The sequence below is a fragment of the Cohnella cellulosilytica genome, from assembly GCF_042431195.1.
Classification (GTDB): domain Bacteria; phylum Bacillota; class Bacilli; order Paenibacillales; family Paenibacillaceae; genus Cohnella; species Cohnella cellulosilytica.
On the sequence record NZ_JBHMDN010000006.1, the window covers coordinates 146,178 to 172,255 of the forward strand.

At 49.3% G+C, this 26,078-nt stretch carries 16 protein-coding genes; all 16 read left to right on the forward strand.

What is annotated here, in order from left to right:
* The first annotated feature begins 7 nt into the window (after positions 1-7).
* The 16 genes from ACFFT4_RS02905 (at position 8) to ACFFT4_RS02980 (ending at position 26,049) form a co-directional block, all read left to right on the forward strand.
* Positions 8-9,805, forward strand: coding sequence for an RHS repeat-associated core domain-containing protein (locus ACFFT4_RS02905; RefSeq protein WP_378044928.1), 9,798 nt, complete (start codon positions 8-10; stop codon positions 9,803-9,805).
* Positions 9,806-9,821: 16 nt separating this feature from the next.
* Positions 9,822-10,289: an Imm26 family immunity protein gene (locus ACFFT4_RS02910; RefSeq protein ID WP_378044930.1), complete on the forward strand. Its 468-nt coding sequence runs from the start codon at positions 9,822-9,824 to the stop codon at positions 10,287-10,289.
* A 29-nt stretch (positions 10,290-10,318) separates the two neighbouring features.
* Positions 10,319-10,666, forward strand: coding sequence for a hypothetical protein (locus ACFFT4_RS02915; RefSeq protein WP_378044931.1), 348 nt, complete (start codon positions 10,319-10,321; stop codon positions 10,664-10,666).
* Positions 10,667-10,796: 130 nt separating this feature from the next.
* On the forward strand, positions 10,797-13,010 hold the full coding sequence (locus ACFFT4_RS02920; RefSeq protein WP_378044933.1) for an RHS repeat-associated core domain-containing protein: 2,214 nt from the start codon (positions 10,797-10,799) through the stop codon (positions 13,008-13,010).
* A 16-nt stretch (positions 13,011-13,026) separates the two neighbouring features.
* Positions 13,027-13,392 carry a dihydroorotate dehydrogenase (quinone) gene (locus tag ACFFT4_RS02925; RefSeq protein WP_378044935.1) on the forward strand — a complete coding sequence of 122 codons (366 nt, stop codon included), beginning with the start codon at positions 13,027-13,029 and terminating at the stop codon, positions 13,390-13,392.
* A gap of 125 nt (positions 13,393-13,517) precedes the next feature.
* Positions 13,518-13,658, forward strand: coding sequence for a hypothetical protein (locus ACFFT4_RS02930; RefSeq protein WP_378044936.1), 141 nt, complete (start codon positions 13,518-13,520; stop codon positions 13,656-13,658).
* A gap of 16 nt (positions 13,659-13,674) precedes the next feature.
* Positions 13,675-14,142 carry an Imm26 family immunity protein gene (locus ACFFT4_RS02935; RefSeq protein WP_378044937.1) on the forward strand — a complete coding sequence of 156 codons (468 nt, stop codon included), beginning with the start codon at positions 13,675-13,677 and terminating at the stop codon, positions 14,140-14,142.
* A 32-nt stretch (positions 14,143-14,174) separates the two neighbouring features.
* Entirely contained in the window at positions 14,175-14,387 is a 213-nt protein-coding gene (locus tag ACFFT4_RS02940) for a hypothetical protein (protein WP_378044939.1), read from the forward strand.
* A 355-nt stretch (positions 14,388-14,742) separates the two neighbouring features.
* On the forward strand, positions 14,743-15,462 hold the full coding sequence (locus ACFFT4_RS02945; RefSeq protein WP_378044941.1) for a hypothetical protein: 720 nt from the start codon (positions 14,743-14,745) through the stop codon (positions 15,460-15,462).
* 403 nt (positions 15,463-15,865) lie between these two features.
* The gene (locus ACFFT4_RS02950; RefSeq protein WP_378044943.1) at positions 15,866-16,252 is read left to right on the forward strand and encodes a DUF6960 family protein; all 387 of its coding nucleotides are present in this window, start codon (positions 15,866-15,868) and stop codon (positions 16,250-16,252) included.
* A gap of 249 nt (positions 16,253-16,501) precedes the next feature.
* A complete protein-coding gene (locus ACFFT4_RS02955) occupies positions 16,502-16,795 on the forward strand; it encodes a hypothetical protein (protein WP_378044944.1) in 294 nt (97 codons plus the stop codon).
* Between the two features lie 267 nt (positions 16,796-17,062).
* Positions 17,063-18,598 carry a copper amine oxidase N-terminal domain-containing protein gene (locus tag ACFFT4_RS02960; RefSeq protein WP_378044945.1) on the forward strand — a complete coding sequence of 512 codons (1,536 nt, stop codon included), beginning with the start codon at positions 17,063-17,065 and terminating at the stop codon, positions 18,596-18,598.
* Between the two features lie 15 nt (positions 18,599-18,613).
* Positions 18,614-19,681 carry an S-layer homology domain-containing protein gene (locus ACFFT4_RS02965; RefSeq protein WP_378044946.1) on the forward strand — a complete coding sequence of 356 codons (1,068 nt, stop codon included), beginning with the start codon at positions 18,614-18,616 and terminating at the stop codon, positions 19,679-19,681.
* 17 nt (positions 19,682-19,698) lie between these two features.
* Positions 19,699-23,037: a fibronectin type III domain-containing protein gene (locus ACFFT4_RS02970; protein WP_378044948.1), complete on the forward strand. Its 3,339-nt coding sequence runs from the start codon at positions 19,699-19,701 to the stop codon at positions 23,035-23,037.
* Between the two features lie 95 nt (positions 23,038-23,132).
* The gene (locus ACFFT4_RS02975) at positions 23,133-24,848 is read left to right on the forward strand and encodes a hypothetical protein (protein WP_378044950.1); all 1,716 of its coding nucleotides are present in this window, start codon (positions 23,133-23,135) and stop codon (positions 24,846-24,848) included.
* A gap of 124 nt (positions 24,849-24,972) precedes the next feature.
* Positions 24,973-26,049: a lactonase family protein gene (locus ACFFT4_RS02980; protein ID WP_378044952.1), complete on the forward strand. Its 1,077-nt coding sequence runs from the start codon at positions 24,973-24,975 to the stop codon at positions 26,047-26,049.
* The last annotated feature ends 29 nt before the right edge of the window (positions 26,050-26,078 follow it).

Genomic DNA, 26,078 nt, shown 5'->3' on the forward strand with positions numbered 1-26,078 from the left:
AAATCCGATGGTAAAGTCTTTAATCAGAATTTTTCTGCTGGGATCTCTAAGTCTGTTTGCATATGCGCATATCGCATCTGCGGAAACGTTGGAAGAGCGGCTCAATCATTTGGTAGGACCTCAACAGCAGTACGACACTTACCTCTCTCCGGTCTATTTGCGCACGAATACGATTGAAGAGAGCGTTAGCGCGCAAAGCGGGGAACTGGCGATCTCGCAAACGGATTATGTCCTTCCCGGGCGGAATGGATTAAATGTCGAAATCAAGCGTATTTATAAAAGCGGCACAGCCAATACGCAAGAAATGAAGGTCAAATACGTCAATGGAGCATGGGTCGATTATGTTCAATCCGATGCGACGACCTCGTCCTTCTACGAGAACCGCTATAATATCGGCGTCGGAATGCGATTCTCGTTTCCTCAAATGGAAGTTATCGAGAATAACGACGGAACAAGCCACAAGTTCGTCCATACGGAGAGCGGAGACGTCTATCGGCTCGCTCGCGACCAGACGAAAGATGAAGTTGAATACTTTCCCGAGGGTCAGACCATCAAGGATGTCACAGTCAAGGAAACTGGGGAATATAGCAATGGGCAGAGTGACGGCGTATCTAAATATGCGATGACGGGCAAAGACGGCAAGAAGACTTTTTTTGCCGAAGACGGCAGGTTGCTGGGCATTAGGGATCGATATGACAACACTATTAATTTTGAATATTCGGAATATAACTATACGATTGACGGAAAGACCGTCAATAAAAAACTCATGTCCAAAATCACCGATACGGTTGGGCGGATCATTACAATAGAGTATCGGGAGGATCAGGCCTTCGTCGTTGGCCCGATCAAGAACGAGTCATATTCCGCCGAAGAAAGCTGGAAAGCTTCGCAAAATCCGAACCATACCCATTCCGGTGATTTACAAGGTAAATTCCAGGTTGTTGTGCATCTGCCGGATGACAAAACGATCGTCTACGATAAGTCGGCCGTTCTCGTAAGCAAATCCAATCAGGTTATTCGGACAAGGCTGCAACGCGTATTCGATACGGACGGCAAACCCAAGTATCATTTCTGGTACGAGCAGCCGGAGCTTGGTTTTACTTATATGAACGGGACGAGGTATGCTGCGTTCAACCGTTATGAGAATCTCGTTCAGATCGACTATCCCAATACCAATCGGATCGAGAGGTATGTATACAATACCTATACGAAGAGTCTGCATGAAGGCAGTATGCAGTACCGCAAGATTTTCGAGAACAGGGATCTGATTAAAAAGGGATTTGATCCGTCGCAAGGTCAATTCCTGGACAAATTTGTTACAGAAGTGAAGAACAAAACCCAATACTCGTATACCAGCGAGCCGGATGGTTACGGAGTTGAAGGGTATGTGGGGCATGAGGATTCTTATCTGCGCGATACCTACCGTTATTTCAGCACGGAAACCGATGCCGGAGGAAGTGAAACCAAGTATACCTATGACGGCTTGCACCAACTGCTTCTGATGGAGAAATCCGGATCCGACCACAAGGAAGTGCTGAAGACCGAGCGAGATGAGATGAAGCTGATCAAGAAGAAGGAAACTTGGTCCTATCAGACCGCCAACGGTCAATCTTCAGGCGAACCGGTGAAACGGATTGAAAACTACCGCTACGACCAATACGGAAACCTGACGAATTATACCGGCCCCGAGGCGTCCAGGGACGAGAATGGAACGCCGAAGGACAGCGAGCATACCGTCATCTACTCCTATGACTACGACAGGTTTCATGCCTTGACCTTGAAGACGTGGAAGCAGGATGGCGCGACGACAAACCAGATTATTTACGATATCGACGACAAAGGCAATGTGGTTAAGGAGTCGCAGGTCAATACGACGAATCCGGAGAAATGGTGGATTACCGAATACGCATACGACGAGTACGGCAATCTGACGAAGAAAACCGCTTCGTTAGGCGATCAGTCTTTCACTACCCATTATGAATACGCTGTGGATGCTAACGATCTGGACGTTAAAGGCGCATACTTAACGAGAGAATATCAAAGTGACGGCAATTCGGTCAGAGCAACGAAATACGGATATGAATGGACTACCGGCAATCTTACCGTTGAGATCGACCCGAACGGGAACAAGACTTTGCATCAATATGACGTATTGAATCGGTTGACAAAAACCGTACAAGCGGATCAGACGAGTCAATCCTACAGCTATGTGGATTCTCCTTTTTCCAACCTGAAGATCAGACATACGGATGCGGCATTATTCGACTATGAGTATGAGTACGATATTACGGGAGCCTTGGTACGGGCAAGTGTAAAGAATAACGGCGCATGGCGTGTACTGCGGAGAATCGACTATGATTCGTTTGGCAATATCGTCAAGGAAATCGATGCGAACGGCCACAGCAGCCGTTACGAGTATGACAGTCTGAACCGGCTGGTGAAGAAGTCAATTTATGAGAAAGATGCCGTAAGCAAGGGGACAACAACGGTTAAATACCGGATAGGCGTCGATGAATCCGTGCCTACCCACGTCACGCTGACGGACGAAGAGGGTTTCGAGAAGAAGTTGTCCTACGATATCCTGGATCGATTGATCAAAGAGGAAACGACGCCCGACAAGAGCAGGTGGTACTCGGTTTCCTATACCTACGATTACATCGGTCATCCGTTAACCGAGACGAATGCACGCGGTTATACAACCTCTAATAGCTACAATCCTTTGGGGCAGTTGGTTAACCGCAAGGATGCGCTCGGATTCGAGACGTCATACGGCTATAACGCGCTTGGCCAGTTTGCGGTGCTGAAGGAGCCGGGAGGCAAGATCACCGAATCCATCTACAATGCATTTGGTCTTCTGAGTCAGCAGAAGATCAGTCAGGAAGGCGCTTCGGATTACACGTACGTCTCTTATGAGTACGATAAAGCCGGGAATGCGCTTCGAATTCGGGAGGGCGGCGTATCTGGCGGGACCAACACGGTTTCCTCCGATACATCCTATACGTACGATGAAATGAATCGAATGACCGACGAATACAAGCGCATCGATGACAGACGTACAGGACATTCGAAAATGGAATACGATGCGAACGGAAACCTCGCGAAACGGTACGAGTTCTCCGATGCATCCGAGACGAAATTCCGTATGTATGCTTACAAGTATGACTTTGCGGCACGGGTAACGGAGGAGAGCGGCTCGTATCGGGAGTCCGACGGACAAGGCGGATTCCGTGAATACGGGAAGTACAGTACGTTGAACGAGTGGGACTATGTCGGAAATCTGGTGAAGCAATCCGTCTATAACGGGTCCGGATGGGAGGAGACGGAGCTGGCCTATGACCACCGCAACAAGGTGATCATGAAGAAAGAGCCGTTCGGGACTGGCGTTAAAGCAGCCAGGTTCCAGTATGATAAAGTCGGCAACCGGATTTCCGAGACGCTGACAGTCGGCGGCACCCCGGTCACAGCTTCGTTCCGATACGACGGACTGGGTAGAATGACGATGCAGATTGATCCGCTCGGCCATACAACTCGTTATGTGTATGATGAAGTCGGCAATCGAATCAAGGAGATCGACCCGCGCTATTTGTCCTTACCGGAGACGGAAGCTTCCGGGTTTGAAACCGAGTACGATGCGTTGAATCGTCCGGTCAAAATTTCCGCATTTGACGGCACAACCCGTGAAGTCGCCATGTTCCGTCAGTACGACGGACGGGGCAATATTGTCCTGGAAGCGGACGGCGAAGGATATCTGGCATCCGATCCGGACAAGTCTCGCGGTGTCCTGACGAAGTACGACGTCAATGACCGGAAAATCGCGGTTACCTCTCCGCAGACGATGGAGCGGAACGCACAAAACGGCACATCGCTTGTCAGCGAAACTTATCGCTATGATGGATCGGGGCGCATGTTGTCCAAAACGGATGCGTATGGGAATACGACGAGCTATGCGTACTTCCTGAACGGTTCGTTGAAGTCCATGACGGACCCTGATGGAACGATAGAGAAATACGATTACGATCTAACGGGCAAAGCCATGTCTGTACGTACAGATCGCAGAGACAACGTAACGAAGTCGTATTTCTCCATCTTCGACAAGCCTTATCGGATCGAGCATCCGGACGGTGGAACGGAACGATTTGACTTCTCCGCCAAAGGTGAAATCATCGAGAGCGCAGATCCGCTTGGAAACGTCAAACGGTATGAATACGACGCTTCCGGCCTGATGACTGGAAGCGAAGAAACCATTGGCTCCGATGGGGACTACGAGCTCCTTAAGCGAGTTGAGACGGCATATGATGAAGCGGGTCGTAAAGTATCCAACGAGACTTTCCTGCTTCAGAAGCCCAAGCGCCAGGGATTGGCGCAGTTGAAGGAATCTGCGAAAGATCTTGTCACGTATGCCTACGACAAAGCCGGACACTTGATTAAGGAGAACGGTCCGTTCGGTCGGGAAATGTCATTTGCCTACGATGCCGCTGGCAATGTCACAGCAAAGACGGTGAAGGCAGATAGCGGCTATTCCGACGTATGGCGCTATGATTATGACTCCCGTTCGCGTATAACGAGCGAAGCGATGCTCATCCAGACATCGGAGTTGAGTGCGGACGAGATTAATGGGGCAAGGTTCGACAATGAGTACGCCGATCGTGTTGTTGCGACGACGCGCTACGCTTACACGAAGAATGACAAGCTGAAGAGCATGACGGACGCCAAGGGCGCTGTAACGCAGTATGAATACGATCTCGACGGACGTCCGGTTAGAGAGATCGATCCGCTGCAGGGAGTCAAGGAGTACCGTTATGACCTGAAAGGACGGCTTGCAGAAGGAAGCGACGCCAAAGGCGCGACGGTAAAATATGAGTACGATTCGAAGGATCGTCTCATCCGAATGATTGCTCCTTCGGCTGCCGGCCAATCGGCGATTACCCGGTATATCTATGACGAGATTGGTAATCTCGTCAAGGAAATCGCGCCTAATCAGTATGACGAAGATCAGGATAACGCAGGTTCTGCGTTAACGTTGTCGGGGTTTTCTTATTCGTATGACGCTATGAATCGGCGCACGTCCACAGCGTCTCCGGACGGCAACGGGCTGGAGTATATCCAGTACGATGCTGCCGGGCAAGTTCGCAAAGTGGCGGACGGCCTGAGATACACGGGGGACATGGATCATTCCTCGGGAACGACCAGCGAATACGACGGTCTGGGCCGAATCGTTGCGCAGACAGATGCGCTCGGACACCGAACCGCTTATCGTTACGACGTACTCGGAAACCTGACGGAGAAGCTGGATGCTCGCGGCAACTCTACGGAGTACGTGTACAACCCGGATGGTACATTGGCTCAGGTTATTGATGCGGACGGGGGAGTAAGCAAGTACGCCTACGATAAGCTGGGACGAATGGTGTCCGAGACCAATCCGTTGGGAGCGGCTACTGCGTACCGGTATACGGCATTCGGCAAGGAAAAGCTCGTCATCGACCCCGATGGACATACCGTTGAAACGAAATACGATCTGGTTGGGAATGCAGTCAGCGTAAAGGACAAGCGCGGCAGCATCGCCTTGTTTGAGTATGACGCTCTCAACCGTCTCATTCGGAAGAAGCTGCCCCAGGAGCTGGACGCGAGCGAAAGCATCGTGTATGTCATTGAGGCTTACGAGTACGACGCTGTCGGCAATAGGCTCAAGATGAGCCTGACCAGCTCGAAGGATCGCGCATTCCTTCGGGAAACGCGGTATACGTATTCGGACAACAATCTTCTTCTTACCGCTGCGGACAACGCCGGAGGATTTACGAGAAACAGCTACGATCTGAACGGCAACCTGGTGAAATCGGAGCAGCTTCGCGAGGGAACCGAGTACGACATCGAGCTGTCCGAATACGATCTTCAGAATCGAGTCGTGAAACGGATTCGTCTCGTCGATGAAGCGAATCTGGATGCCGCGTCTGCAGGCGCATCAGCCGAGCTGCGCGATGAAGCGTATCCGGGTAAGATTCGTCTGATTACCGGGTATGAATACGACCTTCTCGGCAATCTCGTCAAGGAAATCGATCCGCGCGCTTATCGCTATGCGGCCACGGATACGGCGAACCGGGATAAGTATAGCGTATCGTATTCGTATGATGCGTTGGACCGGTTGATCCAGACACAGCGCAAGTGGAATGGAGCCGACGCGAATACCCGGATCAAATACGATGAGGTCGGAAACCGGATCGAGGAGCGAAATGCAAGGGGATTCTTGACCCAGTACGAGTATGACGGGATGAACCGTGTTGTGTCCAAGACCGACGCCGAGAATCAAGTCATCTCGTATACGTACGACCGGGCAGGGAATAAGACGTCCGAGACGAATGCGCGCGGACATACGTTCTCCTATGAATATGACAAGCTGAATCGGGTTGTGACCGTTCGCGATCCGTATGGAGCTGTGATAGCTCGTCATGTGTACGATGCTGGCGGCAACCTGGTGAAAGAAATAGATGCCAAAGGCTTTGCCTCGGGCAGTTCGGACAATGCCCGCTATGGCACGGTCTACGTCTACGATCTGGCAGGACGGCTGTCTTCCATCACCGACAGGGAAGGCGCGAAGACTTCCTACCTCTATAATCCGGCAGATGACAAGATCAAGGAAACCAACGGGCTTGGCGAGAGCTACTCGTTTACTTACGACAATGCAAGCCGGATTACGGAAGTGACCGATCCGATGGGGGTCAGTACGACGTACAGCTATGACCTTCTCGGCAACAAGCTCGACATGACGAACGGCAGGGGCAAGGTTACCCAGTACCGCTACGGTGCGTTCGGACTGTTAGTGGAAACGATTAATCCGTTGAACAAGCCGATGACTTACCGCTACGATCTTGCCCTGAACCTGGCTGAAATGACGGACCGCAACGGGAATCATACCCGTTATGGCTATGACAGTCGCGACTTGCTGATTGAGAGAAACGTCGTTGAGACGGAGGAAGTTATCCGTTACGCGTATGACGAGGTCGGCAATCGGACGCAAATGCAGGACAAGAGCGGCGTCAGCAGCTATGCGTATGATGGAAACGACCGGTTGAAGCTGGTGTCAAAAGATGAAAGCACGCAACTCGCTTACGCGTATGATGCCGCCGGCAATATCGTATCTGTCACGGATAGCAAAGGCTTTGAAACCGTCTATACGTATGACAAAGCCGACCGGATGGAGAGCGTTATCGCGAACGGCAAGACGACGGTCTACGATTACGACACAAATGGCAACCGCGCAGTCATCGCGTACGAAGGCGGGATTAAGGAAGTTTATACGTACGACAAGAACAACCAATTGCTGACGCTAAAAAACGTGAAGCCGAACGGAGAGCTGTATTCATCATACGTCTACGTCTATGATGCTGCCGGACGGCAAACCTCCAAGACGGACAGCTTTGGTCGTACCGACTATTCTTACGATGAGGCAGGACGCCTGCTGCAAGCTGACGCGCCAGGCAAGACGACCCTCTATAGCTACGACCGTGCCGGCAATCGTCAATCCCAGATGGAGACGTATACGTCCGCTCAGCCAAGCGGGTATGTCGATCCGGGCACAGAGCAGGAACTCTCGTATCTGGTCAAGAACAGCGATTATTTGTACAACGCCAGCGACGAACTATTAAGGCTCGTAGAGACGATGTTCGACGACACAGGACGGCAAGTGCTCGAGAAGACGACCAGCTACCTGTACGACGACAATGGCAATCAGCTTCGCAGTCTGATCGGCTACGTCCGCCCGAACAATCCGGACATGAGGCAAGTGACCGGAGGCGACGCCTACGGCGAATCGACACCAGGAGCTGCGAACACTGTTGTCGAGAAGTCGCTGCAGACCTTCGACGGCTTTAATCGCCTCGTTCGCGCCGAGCGTGTCAAGGCGGGAGAGCAATCGATCGTCACCTATCAATACGACGGGGACGATCTGCGCACGCAGAAGGTGTCCCGAAGCTCGCAGGACAACTATGCGGCGAAAACAACGAATTACCTGTACGACCGGCAATATGTCATTCTGGAAACCGATTCGGCGGATAACGTGGCGGTTCGTTACGTGCGGGGAGTCGACTATATTTCCCGTGCCGATGATGTCGGGAAGCTGTCGTATTACCTGTTCAACGGGCACGGAGATGTCGTTCATACCGTCGGCGAGACCGGCACGGTCGAGAACCAATACGATTACGACTCCTTCGGCAACCCTACGCTGACGATCGAGATTTACAGCAGCTCCATTCGTTATGCGGGCGAATTCTTTGACGCCGAGGTGGGCTTCTATTACCTGCGTGCTCGGTATTATGATCCGTATATCGGACGATTTATTTCGGAGGACAGCTATTGGGGAGAAAACGAAAGTCCCTTGAGCTTGAACCGGTATACGTATGTTCATAATGATCCGGTTAACTTTTTTGATCCGACAGGGAACTGGCAGCAAGGAGACGAAAAGCTGTCGCTGGATGATCAGAAGAAGATCAAGAAGCTGACGGATGCTTATACTTCAGCAAGCAGTAGTAATGAAAAAAATCAGATCGTTGCAGAAGCAACAAGAATCCGTACAGAGTCTGCGCAGAGAAATGATAACAACCACAATAATGGCGATAGCTTCTCCGCAGCTGTCAATAGTGTCATTCAGCGCAACGGTTCCATTTCGAATGAGCAATGGCGGAGCCTAAGTGTTCAGTTTGAAAGAAGATCTGAGGGAAGGATACGGGAGTTAGAAGCTCCTGCACGTTACACGCAGTACGGTAACCCTGGGTTAAATCTTGAATCCAGAATGAGCAACACCATAAAATACTCAGATTACAAGGTTGGAAGTTTAGGCTATATCCAAGAAATGAATCTAATGAACAGAGAGAGAGGCAGCAAGAAAACGCTGGACTTCATTGCGAATGACATTAAGGATCATACGTATGAAATAATCAGCGAAGGGAACCACATAAGGCTGTATAACAGTATCAAGCAGTTGGCTGCTCAAGAAAGAATAGAGCAAATCAGACTAAATCCGTCAGTCACTCCGATATTAGGGGGGATTGATAATATTCACATCGAGGCAAGGACAAATCTGGTTATAGGAAATGCGGCTCCAAACCTGTTTAAGGATTCTGATTTCGATTTGAAGCAGGAAGTCCAGCAAATGATTGCTTACTATGATGATGCGAATGTGTATAGCTATGAAGCGCTCAGACTAAACGTCATTGATTTTGCCGAATATGATCAATATCAATTGAAATTACGTTCCGAGCTTGCGGAGTTGCGAAAAACCAATAGCCTCGGGGGAGGAAGTTCTTTTACCGAGTTTTTAATCGCAGACATATTGATCGGTGAAATATTGACGAATGGCGTTCTCGGAAGTCCGGATGTTGCTTATGCAGCCTCACTGGATATGACTGCAGGCGACAAGATTTCAAAGAGCCACGTTCGGATCACCGGGGCGATTACCGCCAATAAAAAGTACAACTACAGCGTGTATGAGATGGTGGACGATGAAGGCAAGGTAAGGTATGTTGGTCGTACGAGGCAAGATATTAATAAACGTGAAAAACAACATCAGAGGAGTGATCCCAACAAAAAAAATCTGAGAATTAAATACGCTTCTACAGAAGATGGTAGAGCTTTAAAAGGATTAATGTATGAACAAGCTAGAGGACTTGAACAAATGATCTATGAGCAACACATTAAAAATGGTAACAAGTTATTGAATAAAATAAGACCTCTTGATATTGGCAACCCAAAAAGGGCGGATAAAGTGAAAAAATATCTTGAGGCAGCAAGGAAGTTTATTGGAAAAGTTAAATAGCACAGGAGGACGTTCTATGAAGAAGAAAGTAAAGTTTCAGGTGGGGGATATTTTCCTTATCCCATTCGAAGACGGAAGGTTTGGTGCGGGCAGAATTCTGAAAAGAGACGAGGCCACCATGTTCGTCGAACTGTATAAAATGAGGCCTTTAAATGATCCATCCCTGTTTGAATTGAACCATATTAATACAAACGAAGCGATTTTTAAGATATGGTGTTACGACGAGGGGATTCGAAAGGGCGAATGGAATGTGGCGGGTCATAAGGAAGTCGAATTACCTGTGAAAATGCCGGGATTTTGGGATAAGAGCGCATATGGAAAATATTACCTTATTCCTGGAGCTGACACTCATGAGGGTGATATTAGTCAAAAGAAAGAGATTCAAAAGGAGGAAATTGGGGATGCTTCGCCATACGGAATTGGCGGTTCCGGATATGTCGAGAAGGTATATGCAAAAAAATTGAAGGAAATCGACTTGTTTTAAGTACTATATCATCCAAATGGAGGTGCTCTATGGGAACTTGGGAAGCCGGAATCTTGGACGACGATATTGCACTTGATATAAAGGTAGAGTTCGACGAGATTATGTCGGAAGAAAAGGATGTTGTGCTAGCAACGGAAGCCGTGCTGGAGTCGTTCAGCGATAGTCTGGAGGATGAAGATGAAGGACCTGTCGTTATTTTAACGCTTGCCTATTTGCAAATTCGGGCTGGAAACCTGATGGAACCCATTGGGCAAAGAGCGTTGGAGATTATTGAGACAGGCGAGGGGCTTGAGCGGTGGGAAGATAATGACGAAATGTTGACAAAACGTAAGCAGGTTTTGGAAGAACTGAAGATGTCTATTTTAAGTTGCACGTAAACCTGAACCTCACAGTCGAAAGTGGTGATCGTTATAAATCTTCGCCTTTGGCTGTGAGGAAAGAAATTAAGACGCGCCAGGCAAGACGACCCTCTATAGCTACGACCGTGCCGACAATCGTCAATCCCAGATGGAGACGTATACGTCCGCTCAGCCAAGCGGGTATATCGATCCGGGCACAGAGCAGGAACTCTCTTATCTGGTCAAGAACAGCGATTATTTGTACAACGCCAGCGACGAACTATTAAGGCTCGTAGAGACGATGTTCGACGACACAGGACGGCAAGTGCTCGAGAAGACGACCAGCTACTTGTACGACGATAATGGCAATCAGCTTCGCAGTCTGATCGGCTACGTCCGCCCGAACAATCCGGGCATGAGGCAAGTAACCGGAGGCGACGCCTACGGCGAATCGACGCCAGGAACTGCGAACACTGTTGTCGAGAAGTCGCTGCAGACCTTCGACGGCTTTAATCGCCTCGTTCGTGCCGAGCGTGTCATGGCGGGGGACCAATCGATCGTCACCTATCAATACGACGGGAGCGATCTGCGCACGCAGAAGGTATCCCGAAGCTCGCAGGACAACTATGCGGCGAAAACAACGAATTACCTGTACGACCGGCAATATGTCATTCTGGAAACCGATTCGGCGGATAACGTGGCGGTTCGTTACGTGCGGGGAGTCGACTATATTTCCCGTGCCGATGATGTCGGGAAGCTGTCGTATTACCTGTTCAACGGGCACGGAGATGTCGTGCATACCGTCGGCGAGACCGGCACGGTCGAGAACCAATACGATTACGACTCCTTCGGCAACCCGACGTTGACGATCGAGATTTACAGCAGTTCCATTCGTTATGCGGGCGAATTCTTCGACGCAGAGGTCGGTTTGTACTACCTAAGAGCAAGGTACTACGACCCGTATCTTGGAAGATTTAATTCAGAGGATACATTCCCGGGCCAGACGGACGAGCCGCTTAGCCTGAACCGATATACGTATGTTCATAATAATCCGATTCTGTATTACGATCCGACGGGGCATATTCAAGCATCGGACAAATATCTAAGCCCGGATGCACAGGCGGAGATTATTTCGTTAACGGGTGCATGGTATCAGGCAAAAACGCCAGAGCAAAAACAAGCAATTGAGAAGCAAGCAATTTGGATTCGCAATAATGATCATAATAAATTAACGGCAATTACAGTCGAGATGACTCCGCAAGTAAACAATATTGTCAATTCAGCTATTGCCCACTTGCAAAATAATAAGTATTTTACATCCGATAGCTGGAAGGCGCTGACCAAGAAGAATGATGTCATTACTCACAGTCCTCAAGAGATAGAGAGCTATACACCGAAGCTGGATTTTGTCACTACATTTGGGAAAGTGAATGTGCATGTAAATCTGGAGTTATGGAATTCTTCTATCGGAGGCCCTGTGGCAACGTTCGGGGCAAGAACGTACAACCTGACACCAACACAGGAGAAATTCGTCGATAACGTGCTCTCAGGACTATTTACGAAAGAAGAAAAAGAAAGAGACAAAAAAATAGAAGAAAGGGAAAAAGAACTGGCGGTAACCTTCCTTAGCCTAATGGAGAAGGACAAATCCAACGAACTCAGTCACTATGTAATGTTCCAGTATACGAGCGGTAAGGGCGCCGATTCGACTGAGTTGAGGATGACGATGAACGGGATCATTAAAAATGGGAAGAGCGATCCACAGTTTATCCAAATGTACAACGATGTTACCGGACAAAAAGGAAAAGAAGCCGCTCAAGAGATCATGAATCTCTTGAGCAAGGCTAAAACCGGAGACAATACGGACTTCATAAAAGCGATCCTGGCAAGGGAAGAGATCTCTTATCGGATAGATTCGAAGGACGCCATGCTTCAGGAGGCGTGGACGGTAGCCGAAGCTAATATCAACACGGCTCTTGCTGCGTATGCTAATGTACGAGGGGGCGGGGGAACTGTTCCTAAGAGTGCGGGAAATCCTATTAGTTCTAGTCCGATAAAAATTCCTAGTAATGCTGTGAAGGTAGAACAGGCTAAGAATGGGTACAATCAAGTGAAGTATACTTGGTCTGATGGAACTTATAAGTATGAAGCACGTTGGCATACAAGAACTTCTGGAGCACCTGCAGATCAAGGAGATACTTGGGTGGTCACTAGAACAACACCAGGAAGCCAAACAACAAGAAAACAGCAACATATTTTAACTGGTGAGAATCAATGGACGTCTATGAAACAATGGCAAGATGCGGTAAGTGCACGACAAAATGGTACAGCAACACCTGAACAACAAACACTCTTAGATTCAGGGCACTGGCCTGCTCCATAACAATAGGAGGTGTCAAATGGAAATAGTTAAAGATTTTTATACTGGATTTGAGGGCGAACCGGAGATCATTTTCAACTTTGAGGATTCCGAGGGTGAAAAAATTCAACTTAAGGCTTGGATTGGTTATTTTGATTCAATTATGGCGGCTATACAACCTAATGAAAACGGATGGAGCGGCCTCTCATATTATTATCATACTGATACTGGTTGGTTTGAAGAGTCGCCATGGAGAATACCTGATTTAGGCGATGTGTTGAACAATCTTCAAAGTGTCAATAAATCAGAATTAGACCAAGAGACACTAACTGCTTATCAAAGCATATTTGAACTACTTCATCATGCTCAATCAATAGGTGGGGAAGTATGGATTGAGTATGATTAAGTCGAGATTTATAGCAGTTCCATCCTTGATGCGGGCGAATTTTTCGAAGTATTTAATACGCTACTACAGAAGATGGCAGAGCTTTAAAGGGACTAAGTTATGAACAATCAAGAGGACTCGAACAAATGATTTATGAACAGCATGTTAAGAATGGTAACAAGTTATTGAATAAAATAAGACCTCTTGATATTGGCAACCCAAAAAGGGCGGATAAAGTGAAAAAATATCTTGAGGCAGCAAGGAAGTTTATTGGAAAAGTTAAATAGCACAGGAGGACGTTCTATGAAGAAGAAAGTAAAGTTTCAGGTGGGAGATATTTTCCTTATCCCATTCGAAGACGGAAGGTTTGGTGCGGGCAGAATTCTGAAAAGAGACGAGGCCACCGTGTTCGTCGAACTGTACAAAATGAAGCCGTTAAATGATCCATCCCAATTTGATTTGAACCACATCATTGCAAATGAAGCTATCGCCAAAATGTGGTGTTACGACGAGGGGATGCTGAAAGGCGAATGGAAAGTGGTGGGTCATAAGTTAGTCGAACTACCCGTCATAATGCCAGATTTTTGGAAGAAAAGTGCATATGGAAAGTATTACCTTATCCCTGGGGCCGATACTCACGAAGGTGACATAGATCAAATGAGAGAGGTTCAGCAGGAGGAAATCAAAAACGCTTCTCCTTACGGAATTGGCTACCCCGGTTACGTAGAAAAAGTATATGTGAAAAAATTGAAGGAAATTGATCTATTTTAAGTGCAATCCATAATACTCAATGGAGGTGTTCTATGGGAACTTGGGAAGTCGGAATCTTGGACGACGATATTGCGCTTGATATAAAGGTAGAGTTCGACGAGATCATGTCGGAAGAAAAGGATGTTGTGTTAGCAACGGAAGCCGTGCTGGAGTCGTTCAGCGATAGTCTGGAGGATGAAGATGAAGGGCCTGTCGTTATTTTAACGCTTGCCTATTTGCAAATTCGGGCTGGAAACCTGTTGTAACCCATCGGACAAAGAGCGTTGGAGATTATTGAGACGGGTGAGGGGCTTGAGCGGTGGGAAGATAATGATGAAATGTTGACAAAACGCAAGCAGGTTTTGGAAGAATTGAAGATGTCTATTTTAAATTGCACGTAAACCTGAACCTCACAGTCGAAAGTGGTAATCGTTATAAATCTTCGCCTTTGGCTGTGAGGAAAGAAATTAAGACGCGCCAGGCAAGACGACCCTCTATAGCTACGACCGTGCCGGCAATCGTCAATCCCAGGTAGAGACGTATACGTCTGCTCAGCCAAGCGGCTATATCGATCCGGGGACAGAGCAGGAACTCGCGTATCGGGTCAAGAACAGCGATTACTTGTACGATGCCAGCGATGAGCTGTTAAGGCTCGTAGAGACGATGTTTGACGATACAGGACGGCAAGTGCTAGAGAAGACGACCAGCTACCTGTACGACGACAATGGCAATCAGCTTCGCAGTCTGATCGGCTACCTCCGCCCGAACAATCCGGGCATGAGGCAAGTGACCGGAGGCGACGCCTATGGCGAATCGACACCGGGAGATGCGAACACCGTTGTCGAGAAGTCGCTGCAGACCTTCGACGGCTTTAATCGCCTCGTTCGTGCCGAGCGTGTCAAGGCGGGAGAGCAATCGATCGTCACCTATCAATACGACGGGGACGATCTGCGCACGCAGAAGGGACTGGGAATGAGGCTTATTGGGAGCAAGACAGAACAGGATTTAAGGAAACAGTTAATTGAATCTAATAAGTTACTGTTTGAAGGTCAAGGGAACAAGTCTTTGCTGAAAGCATTAGAGAAATACTACCCAGAAATGAAAACAGCATATATTCTTCATTGGATACCAGAACAAGGTGAGGACATATATAAGGTTCTTGTTAATGACAGCACAATTGTAGAGGTTGAGTTAGATCGGAACGATATTGCAGTCGAACCATTAGTTTCAACTATATCAATATCTCAATACAGACAAGGGTTAAGCAAGCACAGCCAGATCAAATTGGAGGTGGCCCTGGATTTGGTACAAGCGCAATTAAAAGGCTGTGAAGTTAAATGAGAGTAGGCAGCAGCCACGCCTCTCAGGGGTTACAGCTGTAGGAACGGCTTATTGCACTTCTCCCAGAGGAGCCTCATCGAAATGGTTATATGCGCTCTTGCTCACAGTCTGCCACAAACAGCTAGAAGAGCTGTCAGGAACCACGCGACGTGAACAGCCGCTTGTTTCTTCTTCCTTTGGATGAGCACTGCCTGATGGCGAACCCTCAGGATCGAGCAGCAGGTATTTTTGAAATTGGGGGTGGGCAGATATATAAAGTGGACACGCAAGTAGGCACTATAAACCAAGTAGCAACTCACTTCAGTCCGCACAAGAAGCATTCGGTCAACTTCCTCAGTCTGCTTTTAGTCCCAAGTTTCAAGGATACGTGAAATTCGGAAACTAATTTTTGAGGGAGGAGATTTTGTTGACAAGTGAATGGGGTCTATATCCATGGTTCGATGAAGATGGACTTGAACTAATAGAACCAAGGCACAGAGAGAAATTTCGCGTGCTACTGCCCTATGGGAAAGTCTTTCTCTGCGTTGGTGAGCAAGGCGAATACATGGTATTGCAGTATAATAACGAGATTTATCTGGTGAAACCTATTTTGTTTAAGAGGGTATCACCGCCTAAGTTTACATTTAGTGAACCAGTAAGACTGAGGATAAAGCCGGGGGTTTTAGGAAATATTTGCGAGATCAATTGGCATTATAAAGCTGAAAGAGAAATGTACTATATTGAAATAAACGGGAAGAAAAAAACTTCTCGTTATTCCAGCGAAGAACTGATTAAAGTAGACGAGGAGTAGTATGCACTCGCCAGACCATGAAACGGTGTGTTACGCGCACGGAAACAATTATGTTGCCTGGACGACGCTTTCGGCAATCCGACGCTGACTATCGAGGTCTACAACAGTTCTTAACATTTGATTTTCCATGGACATCGATACTAACGGAATTTCCCGGTCGGAAGTTATTCAGATATCGGCTTCGGAATTTGTCGTTGTAGACGATAACTTGATTATGTTATTAGAACGTAATGTACAAGGAGAACCACGGTGCTTACTTCAGTAAAGCAATTTGTAAACAACTTAATACAGGAATTGAATAAAGGGATAGTTATTGAGAGTGAAGTTATGTATGGAGATGCTAAGTTAGAATATGCTCTATCCATTGAGGACTTTATGGCATCTATTTCTGTATTGTCGGATCTCACGTACGACTACTTTGCAGGAGAGATTGAGAGCGAAGAGATTAAACTATTTAAAACAAAGCAATTTACGAATCGACAAAATTTGTTTAATGAGCTTCGGGAAGATGTTTTAAGTTTTTCAAATATGAAGAAAAAGTAGAGTCGCGATGCAGCTTTAGACTCACAAAGATGTAACTTACGGCTAACAACCACCGCTGACAGCACCGAGACACCGCTAACGGGCCGCTTCCCCGCTCACAGCTCACCGTAAGTCTGACAAGCATAGAACCACCAGCACGCCGGAGAGAGCCGGTCATCAAAAGATAGTAAACGAGCGGGAAGGGGCTGGCAGGCGCTACCCCGTTCACGGTCTGGAACGTTGGCGATTTTTGGAATTAACATGAGATAGAAGGGAGAAACGAAAATAATGAAGCGCAGGCAACTTATGATGGTTTTCATATTTGTTCTCTTGTGCGTTTCAATCTCGGGGACGGTTTCCGCAGCAGCAAGTTATCAATTGACCGTAGACGGGCAAAAGACAAACCTGACTCCCGTGGTCGTGAAGGGCAGCACAATGGTTCCTTTGAAAGCTTTGCTGGATGCCATAAATTTTAAAGTTTCTTACGATAGTAAAGCTGGACAAGTTACGGGTAAGCGAGGCGCCAAAACGATTAGCGTCCTTGTTCGCTCTCAATCTGTTCTCCTTAATGGGGTTGTAATTCCTGTCCGGCAGAAACCTGTCAGCATCCGTAATACCGTTTATGTTCCGGTCCGCTTTGCCGACGAAGTGCTGGGTGCTGAAGTAGAACTGAATAGTGTGCGAAAAATCATCAATATTCGTACCCTTGCAATGGATTTGACCGTGAAGGAAGAGCTTCCGGCACGTAATGATCATGGCGAACCGATAACGCTGCAGCATCGCGGCAACATCAAGCTGAAATGGTGGTTTCAAAGCGAGAGCCCTTATGAAAACTACAATGGTTTCATGGGTTCCAATGAAACTTTAATCTTTCAGTCCTATGGCGGCAATGGAACAATGATCATGAATTTAGAGGGCGAGGTTCTTTCCAGCAAAAACGATGCACCAGTAGAGGTCACGGCTCGATATGTAAAAGTACCTGATGGATACGACATCTGGATTCTCGAAAACAAAAAAGTTTATATCTGGAAAGGTATTCCTCTCTATTTTGGGGAGAATGTAGGTCCTATCTTTATAGCAGCAGATGGAAAGCCTATTGATGGAATTGGTTATGTGGACGCAGGTATGGACAGAGAGGGGAATTTGATTGTTCTGACCACGGACGGATTAGCCGCCTTTGATCGGAATGGAAAGCGATTATGGGTGCATAAAGAGTGGCAAACAAAGGACGGTATCTTGTCTGCCTTCTCCCATTTTTCATGGAGTATTAACGGCATTGTTTCAGATCATTCCAATAACTTGTATATCCAATTGGACGGAGGCCATGTTGTTCTGGACGCTCAAGGGAAGACAGTGCTTGTCGAACAGGGGTTCTTCATGCCCGAAATTTTGGAGGATGACACTTTACTTTATAATCAAAGCTCTTATCGTCTGGAGGACGGGAAGATTAAGAGAATCGCAGCTCCGTATGGAGATGACGGATTCGGCCAATATATCGTGAGTCAGAATCATATCGGTCAAGAGAACTGGGTTAAACGAATGAATGAGACCGGAGACAAAGCTCTGTGGACCTACCAACTGTCGAATGCGAAACAACGGAAGGGTTATAGCCTAATGGGGCATGCCGTCGACGGAGGAGACAATGTCTATGTCCTGGATACAGGCGGCGGAGTTCATAGTCTGAATCGGGACGGAGCTCTTCGTTTTGCCTTAGACATCGATAATAACACGATTTCGTGGGCGGAAATTATTCCAATATCCGCTTCGGAGCTTGTCGTTGTAGACGATAATTTGATTATGTTTTTCGAAATTCAAAACGAATAGCAGAGGTGCTGCTTTATGTCCAAAAGATTTGCAACGTATATCATCGCGCTGCTTGTGTTGTCTTTGGCCGCTACGACTCCGACAAATGCCAAGCAGGCAGACAGATTTTCGGATGTTCCGGCTGCGCATTGGGCCAGCAAAGCGATTGATTGGGGAATTGAGCAGGAAGTGCTGGATATCTCCCCGCAAGCAGCCTTCAACCCGGAAGAAAGCATAACCGAAGCCGAATTTCTGAAGATGCTTATATCTGCCTACGTCTCGCTCCCTGATCAAGGCAAGAATTGGTACGACAAGTACTATGCTTATGCCAACGAGAAGAAGTGGTTTGTCGAGGGGTTGTCGGATCAGGCCACCGTGGACCAGCCTCTGTTGCGGAAAAATGCGGCAATTATTTTGTCTTCCGCTCTGGGCGGCCGCTATCAAGACGACAAGAAAGAAGCCGTAACGACGGCCGTAAACGATCTATATGCCACAGGAATTTCTAATGGAAAGAGCAGCAGAGCCGTGGAAGGCTTTATGATTAACGAATACTTGACTCGGGCGGAAGCGATTCAGTTTGTCTATCAATTTGTCAATCAATCCGGATTGAGCATGCTGCAGGGAGCCTCCGTCGAGGAGGAGTGGGCGCAGTATGAACAAGTCACTTTCAAGGATAGAGAGGGCATTTTAGCCAAGCATGAGTTGTTTGCGAAAGAACATGGTCTTCAAATTCAAAGCTATGAGTCCGAAGGAACAATCTTCATTCAACTGATTGGCGAGGAGGGACAGTCGAATTCCGATGCCGGCAGCCCTGTGCACTTCACCTCATCTTATCGCATGGATCCTGACGGAACGCTAACCTGGAATCTCATAACGAACGACACAGTCGCCGATCCGTCCGATGCCTACGAGCTGCTTGCCGCGATGTTTTCTTATGACAGCAATTTCAGTGACCCGATCCGTCAGGATCTTGCCGTATTTGCCCAAGAGATCGGATATCGGAAGGATTGGCAGTTGAGCGTCAGCTATGGAAAATTGGATCTATCGACGAATTACAACAAGGAAACCAATCAGTATTACATCGTGTCCATTTTAACGGCTTAAGGGGGGCGGGAGTAACGATGGCGACTGGCGGGAAGAAGAGAAGAAGCTATGCAGCGTGGTATTTGTTCCTGCTCCTCGCAGGCCTGTTCCTGCTGCCGCAAACGGTGTTCGGCGCGTTAACCGCGCAGGTTACGAACGAGAGCACAGTTCGGTTGGATTGGGCAGGAACCGGAAAAAGTCCGTATATACTCTCCAGAAACGGGATTCAAATCTACAGCGGTACGGGTACCAGCTACGAGGATGTCAGGTTGGGATATAGCTTAGGCTACGATTACACGCTTAGTTATCAGAATTACGAGAAAGTTGGCGGCGGTTATACCTCTTCGAGCAGCTATTGGGGAGTCGTAACGCCGGGTTACTCCTACCAGACGGAGGAGTGGAAGGTTGTAACTCCAGGTCACTGGGAAGTCAAGGATAAAACAATCCCCTGGTGTTCAGGTACTTCGGCCAGCGGGATTCGATACGAGCATAGTCCTCCGTGCAGCGAATCAACGAATGAAACGACTAAGACCGTAAAGGAAAGGTCTTGGGTGGACGATATTTATGGTTGGGTCAGGGTTACCCATTATGTAGATCCTGAATATGGCTGGGTCTATTACGATTATTGGGTGCCCGAGCAGTACGATTACGTGACAAGGACAACAACGGTCAAAAGCGGCCCCTTACAGGGTACTACGCCAAGCGTGACCATTTTGTCTCCGACAGCCAATCAATGGTTTGCGGATTCAATGGTTGCAAGGATATCGGTAACCGATCTGGATGGAGAGCCCTTGGTCGGCTCCTATTTTATCGACAATGAAGCTACTCCGCGAGAGAGCAAGAATGTCTCCAATACGTCCACACCCCAGCAGGTTGCATTCAGTCAAATCAACTTGGGCGGGCTGACGGAAGGAGTGCACACGCTGAAAGTTTCCGTAACGGACAATCACAATGCTCCTGTTGTTCAAACCGTGATCTTCCATATCGATAAAACGGGGCCTGTAATCGGAAACGTTCAGAGCGCGGCAACAGACAGCAAGATTACTGTGACGGGGGTTTCGACGGATCAGGGCGCAGGTTTGTCGGATACGCCTTACCGATTTAAGATTGGAACGGTTCAAAGTCCATGGGTGGCCGGCGCATATACCTTTCATTCCTTGTCTGCGGATACGGCGTATCCCATAATTGTTGAGGCCAGAGACATGCTTGGGCATGTGACCCTCTCGGAACAAGTGGTTTATACGATGTCACAGGTGCCTTCTGTTCAGATTATCCAGTCTACGGAATCCTCGTTGAAGACTAAAGTAAGCGACAGCAACGCGCCTGGGACCCGTTATCAAATTAAGGCGGGAACTCAATACGTCGATGCGGACGGGAACCTTGCGGCTAGCCCAGTCACGATAACATTAACCAATAAAGAAATATCCATCAAGGGTCTCCAAGCAGGGAGAGCCTACAGCGTTCAAGCCGCAGCGGTAAATCAGGCGGGGCTTGCAGGCGAGTGGAGCGAGCCGGCGATCGGAGTCACCATTGCCGATCCGCCTGAGGATATCTCAACCTTGAGAACCCAGACTTCAATTACTTTATCTTGGCCGGCGGCAGCCGAAGTCACTCGCTACGAAGTAGAGGCTGATGGAATGATCGTGTCGAACGGCACGGCAGTCAGTTATACGCATTCAAGCTTGATTGCGAATACGAATCATACCTACAGGGTAAGAGTTGTAAATACCGGAGGAACGGGTCGATGGAGCTCGGAATTGCAGATGACCACCCTGCCGAATCCACCGACGGTTCCAACCGGAATTGAGCAGACATATGAGCAAAATTATGTCACTTTAAGTTGGGATCCGGCGGCAAGGGCGGAATTCTATGAAGTTGAGGCCGATGGCGTCGAGTTGGATGCCGGCAGCGATACGACCTATACTCACTCCGGGCTGCAGTCGGATTCTCCTCATGTCTACCGGATCAGGGCTGTAAATATAGGCGGTAACAGTGAATGGAGCGAGCCGATCTCGATCGTGACTTGGCCGGATCCGCCGCCGGTACCGGAGAATATAGCAGCAGACCCGCTGATCAACCATGTAACGGTTACCTGGAGCGTTGCGGAAAGGGCGACGGAGTACGAGATAGAGGCGGATGGATTCATCGTCAGCACAGGCGATTTAACGAGTTATAAGCACGAGGGCTTGTTACCCGTAACGGGTCACACGTATCGAGTGCGTGCCGTAAATATAGGCGGGAAGAGTCCGTGGAGCCTTCCGGTCGATATTACGACGCATCCGGAAGCTCCTTCGCCGCCGACTCGTCTATTGGCCTCTGCCGATAAGAATGAGATTGCGATTACGTGGTATAAAGTGCCTTATACGGACAGCTATGAGGTCATGATCGATGGGGCTGAAATCGTAAATGTGACGGATAACGAATTTACGCACACCGACCTGAGTGCGGCAAGTCGTCACACCTACAAGGTGAGAGCCAGGAATATCAGCGGAGACAGCGATTGGAGCAGTCCGATTGCGATAGCTGTCTTGCCAAGCGGTCAGATATCGGAGCCGTCACTGACTAATATTGCGGCAATTGTGACGAATCGGTTTATTACGATTTCTTGGGACGCAGCAGCACCGGACGCCGAATATGACATAGAGGTTGACGGCGTGCTTATGGACAACGGTCGGGATACGATTTTTAATCACACCGGCCTGGGAGCCGACGAACTGCATACGTATCGAATCCGATTCAAAGATCGGGACGAGGCCAGCGATTGGGTCGCTGCGCTTTCCTTATCGACTTTGTCGGATCTTCCGGATGCTCCCATCAGGTTAGAGGCCTATCCTGACATTGACTCCATAGAATTATATTGGGAGAGAGTAGAAGGGGCCACAGGCTACGATATCGAGATAGACGGTCGGACAACAAGCGTCGAAGATGCGGCCTATCTGCATGAAGGGCTTGATCCAGGCACATTGCATACGTATAGAGTCCGAGCTAAGAATGATACGGGATTGACGGCATGGAGCCCCGCAATTGTAAAAAGCACGCACACTCCCGACTATCTGATCAGCGGGATTAGAGGAGAGGAGTTCGTTCTTTCGTTGTATGCATACAATGTCCAGGATTTCAGTGAAATGACGAATGTGATCACCTACGACCCGAATGAAATGGAAGTCGTCGATCTGTATCAATATACTCCTGAAAAGGAATTAAGCGGAGGCAAAATCGCCGGAACTCCACTTGATGCGACGTATGAGCCTGGTCGAATTACATTCAAAGTCAATCGCAATATCGTCCCGGGAACATCCTGGTCCGGTGAAACTGCAGCAGTGGTATTTAGATCCAAAGTAACCGGGCAGTTGACGGTCCGTGCCGTTCTTGAATAAGGAATTTGTATGACAATAGGGGTTCCGCTTTTTGGGCGGACCTCTATTCATTATTCAAAAGAAAATAACCGAACACCGATATAGGAGGCTTAGCGTTGAACGATTATCTCGGACGGATTTGGAAGTACAAATTTCACTATTTTCTGGCGTTTCTGCCTCTGCTCCTTATTTTTCTGTTGAAAATCATTCCGTTTATTGCCGGCTTTCGCATGGCTTTCACCGATGTGAAGATCATCTACGGAATATTCGGGAGCGAGTGGACAGGCTGGGCGAACTTCGATGCGCTGTTCGGAATGCCGGAATTCGGGCATATTCTGGGGAACACGCTCGCAATCAAGCTCTCCTATATGGGGGTCGTCGGGATCCTGTCCCTTATGCTCGCGGCCGCGCTGAGCGGAATTCGTTCGGACAGGCTGCGGAACGCGTTCGTTGTGTTGTTCCTGATTCCTTATTTCATTCCTTCCGCCGTAATTGCAGACACTGCGGCTTATCTGTTATCGCCGTCGCAATCGATTTTAGCGACGGGAGGCTCGCTGCCTTTGGCCGATCCGGCGTACTTCAGGGCGATCGTCTATTTGCTGGAAGCCTTGAAAACCTGCGGCATACCCGTTCTTCTCGCGCTGGCCGCGATTCGGGCCTACCGCTCGAGAGCGACCGCGTCCGGAATCCGGCGGCCCTCTTCGTTTTATCCCGCTTTGCGGGCGCTTGTCGCTTTTTTGCTGATCCAATTGTCCACGATTTTGTCCACCGATTTCGACTTGCTTTATCGGCTGAACAACCCGCTTGTCTACTCGGTCGGCGATACGTTGGATACCTTCGCTTTCCGGACCGGCTTTATGAACGCTAACTTCGGCGTCGGCTCGGCGATGTGGCTCTTCCAATTCGCGATTCAGCTCGTCTTTACTTTGGCGGCCTATTTGCTTGTGCGCAAATGGTTCGTACGCGATCTGTTCGTCGGCAACTCCGCTCAAGCTTCGGGAGTGCAGCGGGTGAATCTCGACAAGTCCGCGGGTTCCGGTCCAGGCTCCGGCTTCGATACTTCTGCGGGGCGCAACGCACTCGGAATTGTCGTCGCTTCGCTGTATTCGGCGCTTGTGTTGTTTTTTCTGTACTTCCTGTTCGTTCATCCTTTCCTTCAAGGCGCAGGCGGGGGGCCGACTTTGTCCGAAGTTTTCCCGACGCAAAATTTTATTCTTTTCCTATTCCTCTACGGCGCGGTGACCGCGTTCAGTCTGCTGATCATGCTTATGCTCGCTTATCCTTTGACCGTCTCCGCGCTGCCCGGTCGCAGCCTCTATAGGTTCGTCCTGCTGTTTGTACTGGCGATCGGAACAGGCTCGACCTTGCACGAATATATGGCGTATCGGCAGATGGGCGCGGTCAATACGATTTTCCCGCTGCTGATCAGCGGATTGGTCGCGATTGTGGGCGTATTTGTGCTGAAGGGCGTCTTCAATGCCAGTTACGCTTCCTTAAAGCTGCAGGCCGAGCAGGAAGGGCGGGGGGAGATGTACGCGTTTTTCACTCTCTTCGTGCCCAAGGTGTGGAAACCGCTGCTGGGGCTTGGCGTGCTGAATTTCGTCGGCCTCTGGAACTCCTATATCCCGTCTCTCGTTTATCTAAGCAATCCCGAACTTTTCTCTCCCATCGCCAGCGTCGCTATGTTAAGCAGAAGCATGGATCTGCAGCAAGCTCCCGAGATTGCGCTGCAACTAGGAGCGATCGTCAGCCTTCCTTCGGTTATTCTCTTATTGGCCTTGAGCAAGTTTATGACGTCGGAGGTATTGTTGGGGACTTCTCGTCGGCTCTGATCCGCAAAGTCCGGCTTCAGTCATGGAACCGGGCTATAACGGAGTCGCCGCCGGATGATGTATAATAATAGATAGTTCCTATTTATAGTAGGGGACCTATCTCTATCCAAAGGAGCAATATGCGATGACCGGAGCTCTCGAAATATGGATCGGCGCCTACGGCGCCAAAAATGCAGTCGTCATTACCCGGGCGGAGCTGCTGACGGACACGGCGGAATTGGTGAAGACGGCCGAGTACGGCAACATCGAAAACGCGTCGTATCTGCGCGTGAACAAGCGGGGAACCCGGCTCTACGCGGTCAGCGAGACCGCCGAGCACATCGACGCCGACGGCGACAAGGCGGAGGGCGGCCAGCTCGCGTCGTTCCCGATCGACGCCGAGACCCGCAAGCTGGGGCCGGGCCAGTACCATCCGACGCATGGCGCCCACCCTTGCCATCTGTCGCTTACGCCGACGGAAGACTGGCTGGCCGTCTCCAACTACAGCGGAGAATCGGCTATGCTGTATCCGATCCGCGAGGACGAGCGCCCGGGGCCTCCGTCGATTCGCTTCCGTCATACCGGCTCGGGGCCGAACCCGGATCGGCAGCAGGGCCCGCACCCGCATTCCGCGAACTTCAGCCCGGACGGGCAGTATTTGCTCGTGGCGGACCTGGGCATGGACAAAATCATGATCTACGTTCGCGATACGGAAGGCAGCGAGTGGGTCGCGCACGACGCCGTCTCTCTGGAGCCGGGCGCGGGGCCGCGCCATCTCGCCTTCCATCCGTCCGGCAAGGCCGCCTATGTCGTTAACGAGCTGGACAGCACGGTTACCCGGTTTACTTACGACGCCGGCAAGCTGACGCGGCAGGAAAGCCTGCCCACGCTGCCTCCGTCCTTCGCGGGAGAGAGCTCGTGCGCCGAGATCGTCGCGTCTCCGGACGGACGCTTCGTGTACGCGTCCAACCGCGGACACGACAGCATCGCCGTCTTCGCGATCGACGAGCAGTCGGGCAAGCTGAGCGCCGCCGGGCACGTCTCCACGCGGGGCAAAACCCCGAGGAACTTCGCGCTGTCCCCGGACGGACAGTGGCTCATTGCGGCCAACCAGGACTCGAATTCGGTCGTTCTCTTCCGCATCGAGCCGCAATCCGGACTGCCCGTGTACGCGGGAACGGAGCTGACGGTCGCCAAGCCGGTGAGCGTCGTTATCCGTTAAGCGGAGTCGGTTCTAATTTATCTCCCATG